We start from the raw sequence: 18,743 nt of genomic DNA on the forward strand, positions 1-18,743 counted from the left end.
ATTATTTGGACCCTTGCTGATTAGCGTTATCCTCTTTTCCAAGCTCGGCTGCTTGTTTTCTGACCTTCTGTAAGTGCTCCGGCAGCTCTTCTTTTGTTATATATACGCCAAAGTCTTCAGGTACATCTTTGCTTTCCCCGCTGAGGCGGTGGGCAATGAGTGTTCCAACTTGAGGATAGAAGTGATGTCCGTCAAAGTAATTGTTTATTTCATTCGTAACGGTGTTTGGATACATGAAATTATGAACTCCGCCAAATACATCCGTCACATCTGTAAGCCATCGCTCGTAGGCAGGCAGCCTGTTTTGGGCCACCAGTTCCTTGAATAAAGGAGTAGAGATAGGCGTTGTAAAGATAATGAATTCGGTGTTCGGATTATTCTTTTTCAGCTGCATAAGAATGTTTTTATATTGAGGATTGTACGCATATGTTTTGCCGTAAAACATTTGCCTGAACTTCTCAATTTTTCCTTCCGTTTGCTGCTTTACCTTATCCGGAGATATTTTACGGGCTGATGCAACATTTTCGCGATTATAGTTTCTCTCTTCCAGTACAGTATTATCTCTGGACATTTTATAGTTCTGATAAGAATACTCCAGCAAATCCCAGGATAAAAGGTTTTTATACCGATAAAAGCGTTCGTTGCTTTTTGCGATATAACGGTCCAGTGATAGCATGGTTGAGCTTTGGTCCCTGCTGGTTTTAAAGAAATCAATTCCCAGAATGACGCGGTCGAATTCTTTACCGCGCCGTTTTTTTGCATATTCAATAAATGGATTATATTCTCGTACTGATAAGTTGCTGGCAGAAAAATTATATACATCCATCCCTGAAAAATCGTGCTGATTAATATAAGTGCTGCGGCTGCTTCCAATCAGCAGGGTGTCATAATTAAATGGCTGGAAATGAATTGTGTTGGTTTTCTGCTGCCGTTCATCAATGACTGTCTGGACATTATTGTAGGAATTGGCATGTCCGAACGTCCACATCGGATCAATAAAATAAATAAAGGATGCCGACGAAAGCACACATGCAAGCACGATCGACAGAACGGTAATGACAAAAGATTTATGTGACATTGGCATTCACCCTAAAAGTTGAAGTATAGGAACTCTGAAACCTGCTGCAGCTGGAATACTGAGTATATCAGCAGTACCGCGATGTATATAGCAGAAATAATATTTGGTTTCAGTTGATCCCTTAGCTGGATTGAATTTTTTGCAAAAACAGAAATAAAAAAGCCGATTAATAAGGCGATTGCTGCCCATGTGAAGCTTTCTGCAATGGTGAAATGATAATAAGGTAAATTAAAGCTTTTTAATAGAGTATCTTGAAAACCGTATGGCAAACTAAATCCATTTAGACCGACCATACCTTTTAATACATTTATAGCTACCTCCACAGATGGGGCCCTAAAGAAAACCCACGCTGCATTTACGAATTGGAAGGTAATAAACCATGCTAACAGTTTAGGCATCTTAAAGCCCGCCCTACTCCAATAGCGGTTAATCACACTCGCCGCCCCGTGCATAACGCCCCAGATAATGAATGTCCAGCCTGCGCCATGCCAAATGCCGCTTACAAAGAATACAATGGCAATATTGAGGTATGTCCTTCCAGCACCCTTTCGATTCCCGCCAAGAGGTATATAGATATACCTTGTTAAGAAGTTTGAGAGTGTCATATGCCATCTTCTCCAGAAATCCTGGATATTTAGCGCTTTATATGGTGAATTGAAGTTTACAGGCAGCACGATGTTGAATAATAATGCCGCACCTATGGCCATATCCGAATATCCGCTGAAGTCAAAGTAGAGCTGGAAGGTATATGACAAGGCGGTGACCCAAGAATCAACAAAGTTTAGAACCCCGTCTGTGCTGTAGCCTTTATTTGCCCATTCAGCGAACGTATCGGCAATGCCGACCTTCTTGAAAAGGCCGACTCCAAAAATGAATAACCCGGCTGCAATATTGCGATAGTTCATTTTCCGGTTTTCTTTATTTAAAAACTGTTCCATGACATCATTGTGCTGAACGATTGGCCCGGCTATTAATTGAGGGAAAAATGTCAGGAACAATCCATAATTCAAGAAATTGTATCCTTTAGTCTCTCCATGATAGGAGTCTACTAGATAAGGGATTTTTTGAAACGTGTAAAAGCTGATCGCAAGCGGCAATATCAGGTTTAATACATTGAAGTTTGTTCCGATGGCCGCATTAACGTTGGTAATAAAGAAATCATAGTACTTGAAATAACCAAGCAGCGATACGTTAAAAAGAATGCCAGCCGTCAGCAGGACTTTCTTTTTCCGGCCGCCCTCCATTTTTCCAAGCCTTGTTCCGATAATATAGTTGACAGTAAGTGAAAAGAGAAGCAATGGCAGATATATCGGATTCCACCAGCCATAAAAAAAGAGCGAGGCTGTCAGCAGCCATGCTTTTGATAAAGTGAAATTTATTTTGTTTAAAAGAAAATAGACCACAAAAACAGTGGGCAGGAATAAAAAGATAAATTCAAAAGAATTAAAAATCAAAGGGCTCTCCTCCGTTAGGAAAACTATCAAATATATAAATCATACTATACAATAATCTGAGATACAACATAACGCTGTGACTGGAAAATTGTTTTATTCCCAAGCTGTAAAAAAATATGTTTCATAGAGATAAAACCGGGGTATAAAAATTTCTGTATGTAAATTAATGGTTTGATTAAATAAATTACCCAACATAGGAAAATTTGCATAATTTTATCTTGTATTACATTACCGATGTGATAAAATATTTATTGTAATAACACATTCCGTTTTGTATTGCATATCTGTTGGTAATGGTTGGTCCTGGCTGAAAAAGCTGCCTGCTAAATATATTTTAGCAGGCAGCTTTTTTTTGTTGGAGTTTTGTAGAAAAAAATGCCAATGGCAAGTTTTCTCTTGGAATAAAATACTAGTAGTATATAATTTATACTGTTGGCCGCTGGATTAGTAGAGTAAAAAAGAAGAGAAAGGTTGTTTGTTCTTTGAAAAGATTTACAAAAAGTGTTGCATTTGTATTAAGTTTTTTTGTTGCCGTACTGTTATTTGAAAGCTCGGTGCTGGCCGCGCCCATTAATTTGACACCTGGTGTCCAATTAAATAAGACAAAGCCCATTGTCGCAAATAAAACACAATCGGTAAACATATTGAATGTTAATTTGAATGATCCCTATACTACCATTGACCTCGGTGTTGCGTCACCCCTTACAAAATTAACTGCACTTACGAATCTGGCAAAGCAGCATACATATGAAAAGCATCATGTGGTCGGTGCTGTGAATGCTTCCTTTTTTCATTTTGACACAGGCAACCCGTCGTTCCTGCTAGCCAAAAATAATCAGATTATGAATTTAGGTACCGGGGCTGAAGCGGAAACAGGCTTTATGCATGTACCGGCTGCCTTTGGAATAAGTGAAAAGGGACTAGGATTGATAGACAGATATAATCTGAATATTTCAATCACCCATCACAATCAGACCTATAATTTAAGCGGTGTCAATAGAAACCGTGAAGCAGATGAAAGCATCTTATATACCTCAACCTGGCGTTATGATCATACGAGAACCAATCCAACTGGTATGGAGGTAGTGGTAAAAGACCTTTCAAAAAACATAAATTCACCGGTAGGGTTTGGTGAATCAGTTGAAGGGAAGGTTGCAGCAATCAGGCCCTATGGACAGACGACAAGCGCAACAATCCCTCCGGACGGCTATGTTGTTTCTGCAGCCGGATTATCTGTAGACCAAATCAGAGCCCTGAAGATTGGCGATCCTATTTCGTTAAAAGTAGATGTGGATACTAAATGGAAGAATGCTAAGTTTATTCTCGCGAGTGGTCCACTATTGGTTCAGGGCGGAAAAACAAATATGACCATTGATCCGGCCAGCCCGCGCGCAACTGCGAGAACTGCCAGGACAGCGGTTGCCACTGATTCAACCGGCAGCAAGGTGTTTATGGTAACAGTCGACATTAAATCAGGAATTAGCGGCGGCATGACCATGAAGGAGTTTGCAGATCATCTTGTAAAACTCGGTGCTTATCAGGCAATCAACCTGGATGGCGGCGGATCTACTACCATGGCAGCAAGAATACCTGGGGACCGCTATGCTTCATTAGTGAATATGCCATCTGAAGGAACGCAGCGATCAATTTCAGCTATTTTAGAAGCAGTAAGCACGGCGCCATATGGGGCACCTGTTAAAATTTCTGCGAGGAAGACAACGGAAGGGAATATAATCCTTGGTTCTTCAGCTGAATTTGAAGTTACATCCGCACTCGACAGCTACAATAACCTGCTGCCAATCAACAGTCAAAATATAACTCTTACAGCTGACAGCAGCATTGGAAGAATAGAAGGTAATCAGTTTATTGCAGAGAAGGCGGGCACTGGAAATGTAATCGTTAAGTACGGAAATGCTCAAGCGGCAGTTCCGGTTACGGTTACCTCATCAGTTGCACGGTTAACAGCTTCTCCTTCACCTTTGTATATTGGAAAAGGCAAAAGCCAGAAGATTACTGTGAATGCCTATGATGCAAGCGGGAAGAGTCTGGCCATTGATCAGAATTTAATTAATTGGAGCGTAACAGGCAGCATAGGTACCATTCAGAATGGCATTTTCACTGCATCTGCTGCAGACGGCACGGGAGCATTGACAGCTGAATTTGGCGGCAAAAAGGTTTCTGTTCCTGTTACAGTGAGCGACAAGCCAGTTACGATTCAATCTCTGGATTCAACTGGAGGCTGGAAGACCGAAAGCACAAGATCGAAAACAAGTTTATCTGTTATTCAGAATGGTACCCAAAAGGAGGGAGCCGGTGCTTTTCAGTTAGGCTATGATTTTACAGGAACAAGCACTGGGACCTCGGCCTCGTATTTGGTTGCACCCAATCGAATAGCGGTACCAGGCCAGCCTGTTAAAATCGGTGTGTGGGTACATGGTGATGGCAAAAAGCACTGGCTGAGAGGGAAACTGTTTGATGCTGCAGGAAAAGCAGTGACAGTAGACTTTACAAGTCCGGGCGGTTTGAACTGGTATGGCTGGAAATACGTTGAAGCCGCAGTACCATCGACTGTCACATATCCACTATCATTGGAGAGAGTGTATATTGCTGAAACGGCTGATGCAAACAAAACTAAAGGGTCTATTTATCTGGACCGGCTGCAGGCTATTTACACGGCTGATCACTCCGAACGGTATTTTACAGCTTCCAATCCTCCGGCAGTAGCAGCATCGAAGGAATGGACAGTAAAATTTAATATGGAAATGAATAAAGCATCTCTTAACACCTCAACTGTATATGTCGAGGATGAAGCTGGCAAACGCCAGCCGGTTAGTGTTAGTGCTACGAGTGACTTAAAAGCCGTAAAAGTAAGCGCCCCTGCAGAAGGCTATGAAGCAGGCAACTATCAATTAGTAATTACAAGACATGTTACATCTTCAAAAGGAAAGCCAATGACAAAGGATGTTTATAAAGTCTTTACGGTCAAATAGTAAAGCAATACGTAAAAGCCCTTATCCTGTTGGATAAGGGCTTTTTAATATATTTTATCTTTACTGTACAGGAGCTACTCTCCACTTTGATAAGTCAAACGACTCTTCGAGAAGCAGGGTTTTAGGGAAGATAAATGTCCACGGCTTGGTTGAGTTGGCTTTCACTTCAAGGTTGTCTAAGGTAAAGCTGCCTTTAGCAATTGGTTTGGCGGAAGCATCATACACTTCCAAGGGCAGCTGTTGAATATTGATATTTCTGTCGTTGCCATTTCTAATAAGTACAGTTATATGCAGGTCGCCATTTTCAGCAGCGAGAGCACGCAATCCCATGAAGTTGATTTCACCGTCTTTTGGAGGCTCAAGGCTGTCTACAAGCTGCTGGAGCTTTGCTTTATCATCCTCGGGCAGGCTTTCTTGCCAGGATTGATCCAAATCCAGTCTGTGCTTTTGCTTTAACTGAAACGCCAGCGTCCACCCTTGAGTGGAGAAGCTGGTTGAAAGCAATGTATCAGAAGGAAAGTGGAACATCCATGGACGGCTGCTTTTAGCTGGGATTTCGCCTAGCTCAGCCAGATTGAATGTATGTCTGGCAAGAGGGCTTTGATTTTCATCCAACAACAGTAGCTGAACATCCTTCATGTTAATAGCTTTATTTAAGCTGTTCCGTACAAAAGCGATAACAGCCACACCATTGTCTTCCGGCCGTAATTCAATACCGGAGAGGGAGATTTGATTTGGTTTTAATGGCGGCAGTTCATTATTTAAAAATCGGTATACATACTGCTGCTCACTAGGAATATCCCACTCGGGATGCAGGGAAAGCTCAGTATATATTTCCTCGTCTTTAATATCTTCCGATTCATTTAGAAGCTCTTCAGATGAAATCGTACTATCGTTTCCTTCTTTTTTTATCTTCTCTTTATTCTTTCTGCGAAATATAGACAGCATGCTGCAGCTCCTCTCATTACATGTCGTTTGAATATGATCTTACCAGTCGGGCTGTTTGTACTGTGATATCTTTTTCTATCTTTCGGAATGCAATTGTAAACAGCTCTAAGCCCTCTCGTTGATAAAGCCTCATTGGATCTTCCTGCTGGTATTGCCTTAAGCCAATTCCTTCTTTAAGCCGTGCCATATTTTCAAGGTGATGTACCCAGTGGGTATCTATTACAGCCGTCATCACATATTTAAGTGAACTTTGCAGGTCATCATTACCAGCTTGCTGTTCCAGATCGGCTAGGTAATTTTGTAAAACAGAATGAACTTCATTTTCAATGATCTTCAGGTTTTCCGTTTCGTTTATAATGTCGACGCTATGGCCTGGCATCAGCTCACTCAGCTGAGCTTTAAGCTGATTTATTGCCCATTCCTCGGGGTCCTTTTCCTCCGGACATGCAGTATTAATAGCTTCGTCCACTGAGGAAGAGATCATCGGCATAGCTAGTGAAAGAACGTCATTCTCCTCAAGGACATTATTCCGAAGCTTGTAGATAATTCCGCGCTGTTCGTTGATCACATCATCCAGCTTCAGGTTATATTCCCTCATGGAATAATTGGCACCTTCTACAATCCTTTGGACTCTATCAACAAACTCATCAATTTTGCTATAGCTTACAAGTCCATTATCTGCATACTGCAGTCTCTTGCTCATTTTTTCCAAATCTTCTTTGGCAAACCGGCGGAACATATCATCTTCCAATGAAATGAAGAACTGGGAAGATCCCGGATCGCCTTGTCGGCCTGACCTCCCGCGAAGCTGATTATCGACCCGGCGGCTTTCATGCTTTTCGGTTCCAATCACATGAAGGCCGCCAAGTTCGGCCACGCCTTCTCCTAGTAAAATATCTGTTCCGCGTCCTGCCATATTCGTTGCTATGGTAATGTGTCCGCGTTGGCCAGCCAGTGAAATTAACTCAACTTCCAGTTCTACACTTTTAGCGTTCAAAATTTCATAGGATAAATTTTTCTCATCAAGGTATTCCGCAACTTTTTCAGATTGCAGAATCGACGTGGTTCCCACTAATACAGGCTGTCCTGTCGAATGCCTTTTTTCAACTTCTTCCGCTACAGCTGTATATTTATCGTTTACGGTTTTAAAAATGAGGTCAGGCATATCCACCCTGATTTTTTCTTTGTTAGTAGGGATTTGGATAACATCCATTCCGTACACCAGCTGAAATTCCTTTTCCTCAGTCTTAGCTGTTCCAGTCATTCCGGAGAGTGTCGGATACATTCGAAAATAGTTTTGGATAGTAATAGAGGCCTGGGTTTTATTCTCATCTGTAATTTCCAGGCTTTCCTTTGCCTCAATAGCCTGATGAAGGCCATCACTCAGGCTTCGTCCTTCCATAATTCTTCCCGTAAACATGTCAACTAGCAGAATTTTGCCGTCTTTTACGATATAATCAACATCCCGCTTAAACATAACATGGGCCCGTACAGCCTGGATGACATAATGGTAAAGTGTCTGGTGTTCCAGCTCATAAAGGTTTTCAACACCAAACGCTTTTTCCACCTTTTCAATTCCTTCGTCTGTCAGGCTTGTGGCTTTTGTTTCGTCATCATATGAATAATCAGTATCCTTCTCAAAACGCTTTGCAAGCCGGGCCGCTATATAATGCAGATCAGCGCTCGATTGCATTTTGCCGGCAATAATAAGCGGTGTTTTAGCTTCATCTATCAGCACGCTATCCACTTCGTCAATGATGGCAAAATGATATGGTCTTTGTACCTTTTCCTCATTGCTCCTTGCCATATTGTCCCTTAAATAATCAAAACCAAATTCTGTCCCGACGCCATATGTAATGTCAGCCAGGTACGCATCCTTCTTTTCATCCGGCTGCATGAGCGGAATGTTTAAACCCACGGTCAGACCAAGAAATTCATGTATCTGGCCAATGATATTACGGTCACGGTTTGCCAGGTAATCATTAACTGTAATTACATGGACACCCTTGCCTTCCAGGGCACGTAAATAGCTCGGCAAAGAGGCCACAAGGGTCTTTCCTTCCCCGGTCGCCATTTCTGATATATTTCCCTCGGATAAAACAAGGCCCCCGATTAGCTGGACATCAAAGTGTCTCATGCCGAGGACCCGCTTGGAAGCTTCGCGAACAACAGCGAATGCGTCGTTGCGGATATCCTGAACAGTTTTTCCGCTGTTTAAATCTTCCTTGAAGAAAACGGTCATATTTTTAAGTTGGTCATCCGTATATGTTTCATATTTAGATTCGAGTGAGTTAATTGCTTCTACTTCCCGATAGTATTTTTTTAACCTTTTCTGGTTGCTGTCTCCAAATGTATTTTTGAGAAACGATAACATGAATTAAACGCTCCTTAATGGCTTTCGCATTATTTCTATCATTATAATATCTTACCAAAACTACTGTTTATTTACTATACTTTGGAGAACTAGAAAAATATGTAACATATGAAGGGGTTAATGAGTCTTAATAAGCGGGTATATTTTCATGAGTTAGGAGTTGAAAGTAAATGGGTAATAATAATTTAAGTGAATTAGGAAAAAATAGTTTGAAAGAGTGTGATGTTTTAAGTAAAATAAGCTAGGTGATAAAGAAATTATGGGCTGCCATATTTATCTGTGCAGTTCATTTAAACTTGGTAAAAGAACTTTGATGCCGACGCCACGGTTTATGTCCCTTACAGGATTGGCCCAAAAACTGGGATGCTTGAATTGTTTTACCTAACTACTCTATACGAAATCTGGTTATGATAATTCTTAGGAGGTACTTCATGGTTTACCTTACCTTGTTAATATGTTTTATTGCATCAATAATTATTACACCAATCGTAAAAAAATTCGCCCTAAAAATCGGAGCTACTGACACGCCTAACCAACGTAAGGTACACCAAAAAATTATGCCGAGACTGGGCGGACTTGCCATATATATCAGTTTTATAATCGGGATCCTGATTTTAAACCCTTATAACGAGAGCATTATTCCCATCCTGATCGGAAGTGTTATCATCATTGTTACAGGAGTATTGGATGACCTTTTCGAACTCTCTGCCAAAATTAAGCTGTTGGGACAGGTCGCCGCCGCACTGGTGGTTGTTGTTGCTGGCGGAGTACAGGTTGATTACATCAACCTTCCATTTAATGGTGAGATCCATTTTGGTATTTTCAGTATACCGCTGACGATAATTTGGATTGTAGGAGTAACAAATGCAATAAACCTGATTGACGGGTTGGATGGCCTTGCTGCCGGAGTTTCATCCATCGCGCTTATAACAATTTCCGCGATGGCGTTCCTAAAAGGGGAAGTATTCGTTTTAAGTGTCGCACTAATTGTACTTGGAAGCACATTAGGTTTCCTTGTCTATAATTTCCATCCCGCGAAAATTTTTATGGGTGATACAGGAGCATTGTTCCTTGGTTATATTATTGCCGTGTTATCACTGCTTGGATTTAAAAGTACAACGATGATTTCACTGATTGTACCAGTTATTATTCTCGGTGTTCCAATTTCTGATACATTCTTTGCGATTATTCGCCGTATTGTTCACAAAAAGCCTTTAGGTGCTCCTGATAAATCTCACTTGCATCACTGCTTGTTAAGAGCAGGCTTCTCCCATAGACAAACGGTATTGCTAATTTACGCAATTGCTGCTTTGTTTGGTGTAGCAGCTGTAATATTCTCAATGGCAACCATCTGGGGGGCCATGATCATAATTGGTGTTTTGGTGTTAATTATTGAAGTAACTGTTGAAAAAATCGGTCTTGTCAGTAAGGAATACCAACCGCTCCTGAGGCTGTTGAATGGAAAAAATGAAAATAACTAAAACTTATTAAAGAGGGTTTCCAAAAGTAAACTTTTGGAAACCCTCTTTTTCAGTTTTTCCTGCAAACGTCAAATTTCAGTTGGCGGAAGAAACCGTGACTAAAATAGGAATACCGTGAGAGTGAGTACTAATCCCGTGAAAAAGCAGCTTCATTCGGTGAGAATGGGGAATAATCCAGTGAAAAAGGGCTCCAATCCCGCGAAAGTCAAATTTCGCATGGAAAAGAAACGGTGCCTAAAATAGGAATACCGTGAGAATGGGGAATAATCCAGTGAAAAAAGGCTCCAATACCGCAAAAGTCAACCTTTTGTTGCGTAAAGAGATTTTATTCAAATGATCAATCTCCAGTCTGGCGGTTTTATAAACGACTGTTTTCGTATTCATTATTGTTGTGCGTACTAAACATAAAACCGTATGAATATTGGTTTTGTGGCATTTTTTCGTTGTTACTAACAAGACGCTGTAGAATAAAGGTAATTGTAAAGTATTCGGTTCTGATATCAACAAAATTTTTGAAAAGATTCTTAATTAAAATAAATCATTCTTTTGGAGTAAAACCGATTAAGAGGGGAAGGATAAATAAAAAAAGCCCTTTAAAAAGGGCAGCCTGATCTGACTATTGAATTTGTTCTTCTTGCGCCAGGTCCTTTGAACTGTTTAAATTCAAATGTTCTTTAAGAATGGCTTTCGTCTCTTCAAGTTTTTCTTCATCCAGCTCATAATAATACACACCATCTTTGCGGGAGTCTTTGCCGGCCAGCTGTAAGGTTTCGATGTTATTTGTGGATCCTGCCATTGCGTATCCCAGATAATCTTTCATCTCAGAGAAGGTTAAATTAGTCCTCATATTATCGCCGACCGCTTCCAGCACATCGGTATACTTTGAAATGGAGGTGACTGAAGAAGCTTTACCCATAATTGCTTGGATAACTTCCTGCTGGCGCTTGCCCCGTTCAAGGTCATTATCTTTTTTACGGGTTCTTGCAAAAGCCAGTGCTTCCCTACCGGTAAGTAATTGCCTGCCAGGCTCAAGGCGGATGGCATTGCGATTATCCTCCGTGTCCTTTTCTCTTATCACATATGGAACATCAACCTCAACACCATCTAAGGCATCAACCACATCAATAAACGCATAGAAATTCATTCTTACATAATAATGGACTGGTATCCCTAAAAGCTCCTGAACAGTTTCAACGGTTGCACTTGGACCTCCTAAAGCATGGGCATGATTTATTTTTGTATAGGTGTCATTGCTCGGAATATGTACATAGGAATCACGCGGAATACTTAAAAGCTTAACTGACTTTTGTTCCTCATTAAACGTGGCCAGCATAAGCGCGTCTGATCGTGTTCCTTCCTCATAGTCCCGGGAATTGCTGTCGTCAACTCCGATGAACAGGATAGAAGTGTTGTTTGTGTCTGGTTTGACCTCAGTCTCCTTGCGTTCTTCAGAGATACTTCTGTCGGTGTTAACGTTGGTGTCAATCTCTTGATACGAATCCGCGACAACATCCTCTGCTTTGTTATATAAAAAAGTGCCATAAACGGTAGTAGACACTGTTAGCAGCAAGATTGGCGTTAAAAGCCAAAGCACTAGCTTCTTTTTCTTTTGCTTCTTTTTTATTACTCTGTTTGATTGTCTTGATTCAGACATAAATTTCCCCTCTTGAATCATAAATTTTTTATTTTGGCGAAAAAATAAGCGGATTCTATACTGTCTATCCGCTAAAGGACACAAACTGAAGTTGGTGTAAGTGGTTTAAAGGATTCCAGCTTCTGATAATACAAGCTATATTTTACATTTATTTATTAAGAACGTAAAATAGAATTTCTTTTAAAACTATAAGATGCATACTAAAGAAATTTTTAAACTTTTTTCCCGGAAGTTAAGTTATTTTACTAACTTAATAAATTTGGATAGTTGGATAAAGTGAACACGATAACGTTGTCTTTTAGTAACAGCAGACGTTCACTTAAGGGAATTTAGCCATAATAAAGATCTAATTAATTCGTCCTAAACACCAGTTAATTAACCGAATTGAAAAAGAGGGCATCCCAATGTTTATTTTGGGATACCCTCTTTATTCTTTACTGCTGTTCTGTTTCCTGTGAATCAGACTCTGCGGTTTCATCTTCATCTACAGGCATTTCGAGATGCTTTTTCAGCTCGTTCTGTACATTTTGCAGGCTTTCATCGGAGGGAATGAAGTAAAAGGCGCCGCCGATGGTGTCCTCTGTACCTTCAAGTGTTAATGTATCAATATCACTTGAGTTAAATGTTTTATATTTATTTAAAAAGGCGATTCCTTCCCTCATTTTAATGTCTGTTTCAACATTATCCCCGACATGCTTGGCTATATCATCAATTTTTAGTAGGTTTGATGGTTTTACCATAGCATCTATGGAAGATTTAATAATTTCTTTCTGTCTGTCATTTCTGCCGTAGTCGCCTCTGTCATCCCGCTTCCGCATTCTGGCATATGCAAGTGCTTCTTCTCCATCTAACTTTGCAGGACCTTCTTTAAAATATATTTTTTCCCTAGGGAAGGTATCTGTGTACTCCCAAAAATCAAATGGAACTTGAACTTCAACGCCGCCTATTTCATCAACTATTTTTTTAAACCCTTCAAAGTTAACCGTAGCATAATAATCAATTGGAATATTTAGCAGATTTTCAACTGTTTCGATAGTAGCTTCTTTTCCTTCATTATATGCTCCATTAATTTTCCCTTTTTTATCTTTGGCGGGAATAAAGGTCCTTGTATCCCTTGGAATGCTTAGCAATTTCATCGTTTTTAATTGTGGGTTAAAAGTACCGACAATAATGGAATCCGTACGTCCTCCTTCGCCTTTGGTAGAGTAATCCTCTACTCCTAAAAACAAAATAGAGACAGGATTCTTGCTTAAATAAACCTGTTCTTCCCGAAGTTCAGACTTCGTTCCTCTTTCTAATGCACTGAATGAATCGCTGGCTGCTGAATATGTCTGATAAAAAAGATATCCGGCAAATCCAATACCCAATAATAATACAATCGAAAGAAAAGCCATAAACCGTCGCAGTTTTTTCTTTTTCTTTTTTACTCTATATACCCTTCTTGTTTTATTCTCCATAAAATACTCCTTTATCGTAAATGCGAAGATGCATTTAAAAGTAATGTTAAAAGCAATCATATGTTTCTATTAAATTTTTAACTATTTATTCATTTAGAAGGCTAACGTAAATATATTATATCAACACGAGAAGAACAATTTTATAATGCTGGAGTACAGTATTTGGACTAGTGACTACGCACCATTTACATCCTTTTCCAGATACAGCATTTCCCCCTCAGTAATATCGGCCTGCCCATTTGTCATTTCGGTCATCCATTCAGTAAACGTCTGTTTCTGACCCTCCTCAACAAAGGTGTGGATAATCACTTGATCCAAATATTCAATTTCTTTCAACGAATAAATGGAAGAGCGGAGTTCATTTTCCAGCTTGCCGAGCCATGTATACTCAACCTTAGTTTCCATGACGCGCATTAGCTTTCGTTCTACTATTCCCGTTGCGTTAATGCCCTCCGATGTAGAGCTGCCATAAGCACGAATTAATCCGCCTGCTCCCAGTTTGATACCGCCAAAGTACCGTGTGACAACTACAACTGTATCTTTAAGGCCTTTCTTTTTAAGGACCTCGAGAATCGGTACGCCTGCTGTTCCGCTCGGCTCACCATCATCATTAGCCTTTTGAATTTGATCGTTTTCCCCGATCAAGTAAGCAGAACAGTTATGAGTCGCGTTCCAATTTTTCTTTTTAATTGTCTGAATAAATTCCTGGGCTGCTTCTTCGGATTCAGCACGAGAAACATAAGCGATAAAGCGTGACTTCTGAATCACAATCTCATGCTCACCATAGCCCTTCACTGTCAGGTAGCTTGGAAGCATAGTGACCCTCCTCTATAAGCGCAATTGCCTTCTCTTTTATCAAGGCTGGCAAAACAATACTTTACTATTACTCAGCGTGACCAGCGATATTTTTAAAATAAATCGTATCAGCTTCTCTAATCTAGCATAGGAACCGCTGTTAGCGCTCCAAATAAGTTCTTTGAGACATAGGATGCTGCTAATCCCTAAATATTCATTATACGATGCTATTGCTAGCAGGACAATGGAAGAGTTAAGGAGTTTTATATACAAAATTTCCAATTTTCCTCTTCACTGGATGAAAACATTACGTAACATAAGGGAAAGGAATGTAAACAAACTTTAATATCACTCCTAATTTCCCATGTTATAATTTGTTCTATCATACATATGGCTTGGTCTTAATAGAGATAATACCCTTATTTTCCATAAGGTTTTTAACTATATAAAAGGGCAGGAGATATTTTTTTTGTTACAATAGGTACATAGAGGCAGTGTTTAACGTGATAAAAATAGTCTTATTCTACTGAAAACTTCATCTCTATTGGATAAAAGTGAGGAGTTCTGCTAAATTATCAAATAACACAACATATTTAAATTTTACCTTTCTTTTAAAATATTGGATAATAATTCTATGTATGACCAAAACAGTAAACAGATCGGACTAAAGCGGAGGAATCTTTATGTCCATTAAAAAAGTTGATATCAAAGCACTTGATAAAATCCTCGATACTATGGTCGAAACAGTCGACAGCAGCAAAAATGAGGTTTTTCAGATCGAAGAGCAATGCCGCGCTGACTTTGAATCTCTTTCAAATGAATTGAAAGAAATTAAAGAGATGGTCTGCAAGGTAATAACGGAGGGCGACAAGCTTGAAGTAAACGCCCGGATGGCAAGAAAAAGGCTTTCTGAAGTAAGCATGCATTTTAACAAATTCTCCGAAAGCCAGGTCCGCGAGGCATATGAAAAGGCGCATAATATGCAGGTTGAACTGCAAATGAACCGCCAGCTGGAAAAGGAACTCCGAAACCGGCGCGACGATTTGGAGCGCCGCCTAAAAGGACTGCAGCAAACCATTCAGCGCGCAGAGCATTTGGTTTCCCAGATCAGTGTTGTTCTTAATTATTTAAACAGTGACCTGAAGCAAATGGGCGAGGTGCTGGAGGACGCAAAGAGGAAGCAGGATTTTGGCTTTAAAATCATTGAAGCCCAGGAAGAAGAACGCAAAAAGCTATCCCGCGAAATCCATGACGGACCTGCGCAGATGATGGCAAACGTGATGATGCGTTCAGATTTGATTGAACGGATTTATCGGGAACGCGGCGGGGAAGAGGCTCTGAAAGAAATTAAGGACTTAAAGAAAATGGTCCGGAACGCTCTTTATGAAGTCCGCAGAATCATTTATGATCTGAGGCCAATGGCGCTGGATGACCTTGGGCTGATTCCGACCTTAAAAAAATACATGGCAACACTCGAAGAATATAACAAAACTGTCCAATTGAGTTTTTTTAATCTTGGAGAGGAAAAAAGGCTTCCGTCCAACATGGAAGTGGCTTTGTTCCGGCTGATACAGGAATCTGTCCAGAATGCTTTAAAGCATGCTGAACCAAGCAGGATTACTGTAAAGCTTGAATTGAAAAAGACTCATTTAATGGCCGTCATAAAAGATGATGGAAAAGGTTTTGATTCTAGTATCCAAAAGGAAGGATCCTTTGGCCTGATCGGGATGGCAGAACGGGTCGAGCTGCTCGGCGGGGAACTGACGATTGATTCAAAACCTGGAAAGGGAACGCTTGTTATCATTCAGGTTCCTTTAAATGATTGAAAAAAATAAAAAAAGAACATACAAAAGTCAAGGGGGCGAAGGCATTGAATACAAACATTGTCATTATTGATGACCATCAACTTTTTCGCGAAGGGGTTAAACGAATTCTAGATTTTGAAAAAACATTCCAGGTAGTTGCGGAGGGCGATGATGGTTCAGAAGCAATCAGCCTCGTAGAACAGCACAACCCTGATGTAGTGATAATGGACATCAACATGCCGCAAATTAACGGTGTAGAGGCCACTAAGCAATTAATTGAAAAACACCCGGATACAAAGGTAATCATCCTTTCAATCCATGATGACGAAAACTATGTCCAGCATGCGCTTCAGACAGGCGCTTCTGGTTACCTTTTAAAGGAAATGGATGCAGACGCATTGATTGAAGCTGTTAAAGTAGTAGCTGACGGCGGCTCCTACCTTCATCCAAAGGTTACTCACAATTTAGTAAAAGAGTACCGCAGGCTGTCTTCAAATGGCAGCGGCAGGAACGGAGTTGCATTTGCCCCTGAAATCAGAAGGCCGCTTCATTTATTGACACGCCGTGAATGTGAAGTGCTCCAGCTGCTTGCAGACGGAAAAAGCAACCGCGGCATTGGCGAAACACTATACATTAGTGAAAAAACTGTCAAAAACCATGTAAGCAACATCCTGCAAAAAATGAACGTTAACGACCGTACACAAGCAGTCGTAACTGCAATCAAAAACGGTTGGGTTGAAGTACGATAAAAACTCTTAAGCGTATGGCTCTTTATTAAGGGCCATGCGCTTTTTTTAATGCATTGTCCTTATTTTTCCTCTAGAATGGAAATATGTTTAAATTTACAAAACTTCCATAAGGCAGGTATTTATTTTATGAAAACGGCCATCGTCACGGATAGTACGGCCTATATCCCGAAAGAAACGCGCGACAAGCTAAACATACATATGGTTCCTCTCAATGTCATCTTCGGAAACGAGGCATATCTCGAAGAAGTTGATATAACCGCATCAGAATTCTATCAAGAGGTAAAAAAAGCTGACAAGCTTCCCACTACCTCCCAGCCGCCCATTGGCTTATTTGTTGAAAAATTTGAGGAGCTGGCTAAAGATTATGATGCCGTTATCACGATTCATTTATCAAGCGGCATCAGCGGAACATACCAGGGAGCACTTACCGCCGGCGAAATGGTGGCTGGACTGAAAGTATTCGGCTTTGATACTGAAATCAGCTGCATGATCCAAGGGTTTTATGTGGTGGAAGCTGCAAAGATGGCAGGGCACGGAAAAGAGCCTAAGGAAATTCTGGAACGACTGGATGAAATGAAAAAATCGGCCAGGGCCTACTTCATGGCAGACGATTTGGGCCATCTGCAGCGGGGTGGCCGCCTCAGCAGTGCAGCTGCCCTCATTGGCAGCCTGCTACAGGTCAAACCGCTACTGCACTTTGATAATAAAGTAATTGTTCCATTTGAAAAAATCAGGACACGGAAAAAAGCGATGAAACGTATTGTGGATCTGCTCGCGGCGGATGCAAACAGCGGCAGCAGCTACAAAGCAGCCATCATCCACGCCAACCGGGAACAAGAAGCCGTGGCGTGGAAGGCGGAACTTGAAGCTCAATTTCCTAATGTCGAATTCGTAATCAGCTACTTTGGCCCTGTAATCGGCACCCATCTTGGCGAAGGCGCAATGGGAATGGGATGGTATAAGGTTTAAATTAGGGCGTCATACCTTGGAAGGGGTGTGACGTTTTTGTAATATTAGTAGTCATGGGAAGTATCATTCTAGATCAAGAATGATTGGAGTGTATCAGTGAAGAATATGATACTCCTGGCAGTATTTTAATATTATTTTCAAAAGCTGTTTGAATATAATTGGTAATTGGGTGTGTTCTTGTATATATAGTGGGGTGAGCTTGTCATTTATTGTCGAGAAATCGATATACTGTAAAAGTCGACGATAAAATCTGAAGATTGACGATATATCTTCGAAGTCGATGATAAAAATAGAGAAGACGACGATATATAATCTTCTTAGGGGGACGGGGTATATGTATAGAATCGCAAAAAGGCCGTATTACCTAAATATTTATCTAATATTATTTAAAAGGCCCTCATTATTCCCAGTTGAATTTGCGAAATGGCTTTAGTAAGGGAAAAAAAATCATAAATCAGTTCGTTTACCTTACAAAATGATCATAATTTTAAGAGGAAATATAGTTTCGTCTCTATTATACCCCCTGTCATTTTAAAAAAGAGGTTACGAGTATTCTTCTTTGGCAAGTAAACTAGTGATTTTGGGCAGTATTTTGCAAGTTTTGGATAGAAAATCTTCTGTTTCGGCAAGTAAACTATCGGCTTTGGACAGTAAATCAGTTTCCAGGGCAGAATTAGTATGTTAAGTCTCTTTTTTAGAGGATGGCAGGAAAAAAGCTAAACATGTCGAAATCTGTTTAAGAATAACGAGAAAGGAGCTACTATTTTGCAGAAATTCCTCCAAAAAATTTTCCGCGTTTCGAACCAGCCGGTAATCCCCACTCTTGAAAGCCATACCCTCTTACAGTCTTTTTCCTTTTCGTCCGAACTACAGCATCATTTATACGGCAGAGCCCTGTTACCTGAAGAAATTCCTTTTTCAGTAGATCTCCTCGATAAACATTTCAAAACCGGTTATATTTCCCGAGTACAGGGGGTAAGTCGGGAAGC

At 40.4% G+C, this 18,743-nt stretch carries 12 protein-coding genes; 5 read left to right on the forward strand and 7 right to left on the reverse strand.

From position 1 onward, the window contains the following. Position 1: 1 nt before the first annotated feature. Complete coding sequence (locus CVD28_RS09130) at positions 2-1,078, reverse strand: hypothetical protein (RefSeq protein ID WP_101592068.1); 1,077 nt, start codon at positions 1,076-1,078, stop codon at positions 2-4. A gap of 11 nt (positions 1,079-1,089) precedes the next feature. Continuing rightward, positions 1,090-2,532, reverse strand: a complete 1,443-nt coding sequence (locus CVD28_RS09135) for an MBOAT family O-acyltransferase (RefSeq protein WP_101592069.1) — start codon at positions 2,530-2,532, stop codon at positions 1,090-1,092. Between the two features lie 482 nt (positions 2,533-3,014). Here CVD28_RS09135 and CVD28_RS09140 point away from each other — a divergent pair, with 482 nt between their 5' ends. Then, complete coding sequence (locus CVD28_RS09140) at positions 3,015-5,522, forward strand: phosphodiester glycosidase family protein (RefSeq protein ID WP_101592070.1); 2,508 nt, start codon at positions 3,015-3,017, stop codon at positions 5,520-5,522. A 60-nt stretch (positions 5,523-5,582) separates the two neighbouring features. On the opposite strand, the gene CVD28_RS09145 is transcribed toward CVD28_RS09140, so the two are convergent. Both CVD28_RS09145 and secA2 read right to left on the reverse strand, forming a co-directional pair. Further along, entirely contained in the window at positions 5,583-6,470 is an 888-nt protein-coding gene (locus tag CVD28_RS09145) for an accessory Sec system S-layer assembly protein (protein ID WP_101592071.1), read from the reverse strand. 16 nt (positions 6,471-6,486) lie between these two features. Beyond that, positions 6,487-8,844 carry an accessory Sec system translocase SecA2 gene (gene secA2, locus CVD28_RS09150; protein WP_101592072.1) on the reverse strand — a complete coding sequence of 786 codons (2,358 nt, stop codon included), beginning with the start codon at positions 8,842-8,844 and terminating at the stop codon, positions 6,487-6,489. A gap of 431 nt (positions 8,845-9,275) precedes the next feature. Between secA2 and CVD28_RS09155 the strand changes: the two genes are divergently transcribed. Further along, on the forward strand, positions 9,276-10,325 hold the full coding sequence (locus CVD28_RS09155) for a glycosyltransferase family 4 protein (RefSeq protein ID WP_101592073.1): 1,050 nt from the start codon (positions 9,276-9,278) through the stop codon (positions 10,323-10,325). A 616-nt stretch (positions 10,326-10,941) separates the two neighbouring features. On the opposite strand, the gene CVD28_RS09160 is transcribed toward CVD28_RS09155, so the two are convergent. From CVD28_RS09160 to CVD28_RS09170, 3 genes are all read right to left on the reverse strand, one after another. Beyond that, positions 10,942-11,979, reverse strand: a complete 1,038-nt coding sequence (locus tag CVD28_RS09160) for an LCP family protein (RefSeq protein ID WP_101592074.1) — start codon at positions 11,977-11,979, stop codon at positions 10,942-10,944. 434 nt (positions 11,980-12,413) lie between these two features. Continuing rightward, entirely contained in the window at positions 12,414-13,436 is a 1,023-nt protein-coding gene (locus CVD28_RS09165) for an LCP family protein (protein WP_101592075.1), read from the reverse strand. A gap of 174 nt (positions 13,437-13,610) precedes the next feature. Further along, positions 13,611-14,252 carry a YigZ family protein gene (locus CVD28_RS09170; protein ID WP_101592076.1) on the reverse strand — a complete coding sequence of 214 codons (642 nt, stop codon included), beginning with the start codon at positions 14,250-14,252 and terminating at the stop codon, positions 13,611-13,613. A gap of 662 nt (positions 14,253-14,914) precedes the next feature. On the opposite strand from CVD28_RS09170, the gene CVD28_RS09175 reads away from it, so the two are divergent. The 3 genes from CVD28_RS09175 (at position 14,915) to CVD28_RS09185 (ending at position 17,754) form a co-directional block, all read left to right on the forward strand. Further along, positions 14,915-16,057, forward strand: coding sequence for a sensor histidine kinase (locus tag CVD28_RS09175; RefSeq protein WP_101592077.1), 1,143 nt, complete (start codon positions 14,915-14,917; stop codon positions 16,055-16,057). Between the two features lie 44 nt (positions 16,058-16,101). Continuing rightward, positions 16,102-16,785 carry a response regulator gene (locus CVD28_RS09180; RefSeq protein WP_101592323.1) on the forward strand — a complete coding sequence of 228 codons (684 nt, stop codon included), beginning with the start codon at positions 16,102-16,104 and terminating at the stop codon, positions 16,783-16,785. Positions 16,786-16,911: 126 nt separating this feature from the next. After that, a complete protein-coding gene (locus CVD28_RS09185) occupies positions 16,912-17,754 on the forward strand; it encodes a DegV family protein (RefSeq protein ID WP_101592078.1) in 843 nt (280 codons plus the stop codon). The last annotated feature ends 989 nt before the right edge of the window (positions 17,755-18,743 follow it).

Source organism: Bacillus sp. M6-12, from assembly GCF_002860285.1.
In the GTDB taxonomy this organism is placed as follows: Bacteria; Bacillota; Bacilli; order Bacillales; family DSM-1321; genus Peribacillus.

Coding starts and splice junctions, on each gene's coding strand:
- CVD28_RS09145 (WP_101592071.1), bottom strand. CDS start 6,470: ATGCTGTCTATATTTCGCAGAAAGAATAAAGAGAAGATAAAAAAAGAA.
- CVD28_RS09160 (WP_101592074.1), bottom strand. CDS start 11,979: ATGTCTGAATCAAGACAATCAAACAGAGTAATAAAAAAGAAGCAAAAG.
- CVD28_RS09130 (WP_101592068.1), bottom strand. CDS start 1,078: ATGTCACATAAATCTTTTGTCATTACCGTTCTGTCGATCGTGCTTGCA.
- CVD28_RS09185 (WP_101592078.1), top strand. CDS start 16,912: ATGAAAACGGCCATCGTCACGGATAGTACGGCCTATATCCCGAAAGAA.
- CVD28_RS09175 (WP_101592077.1), top strand. CDS start 14,915: ATGTCCATTAAAAAAGTTGATATCAAAGCACTTGATAAAATCCTCGAT.
- CVD28_RS09170 (WP_101592076.1), bottom strand. CDS start 14,252: ATGCTTCCAAGCTACCTGACAGTGAAGGGCTATGGTGAGCATGAGATT.
- secA2 (WP_101592072.1), bottom strand. CDS start 8,844: ATGTTATCGTTTCTCAAAAATACATTTGGAGACAGCAACCAGAAAAGG.
- CVD28_RS09155 (WP_101592073.1), top strand. CDS start 9,276: ATGGTTTACCTTACCTTGTTAATATGTTTTATTGCATCAATAATTATT.
- CVD28_RS09165 (WP_101592075.1), bottom strand. CDS start 13,436: ATGGAGAATAAAACAAGAAGGGTATATAGAGTAAAAAAGAAAAAGAAA.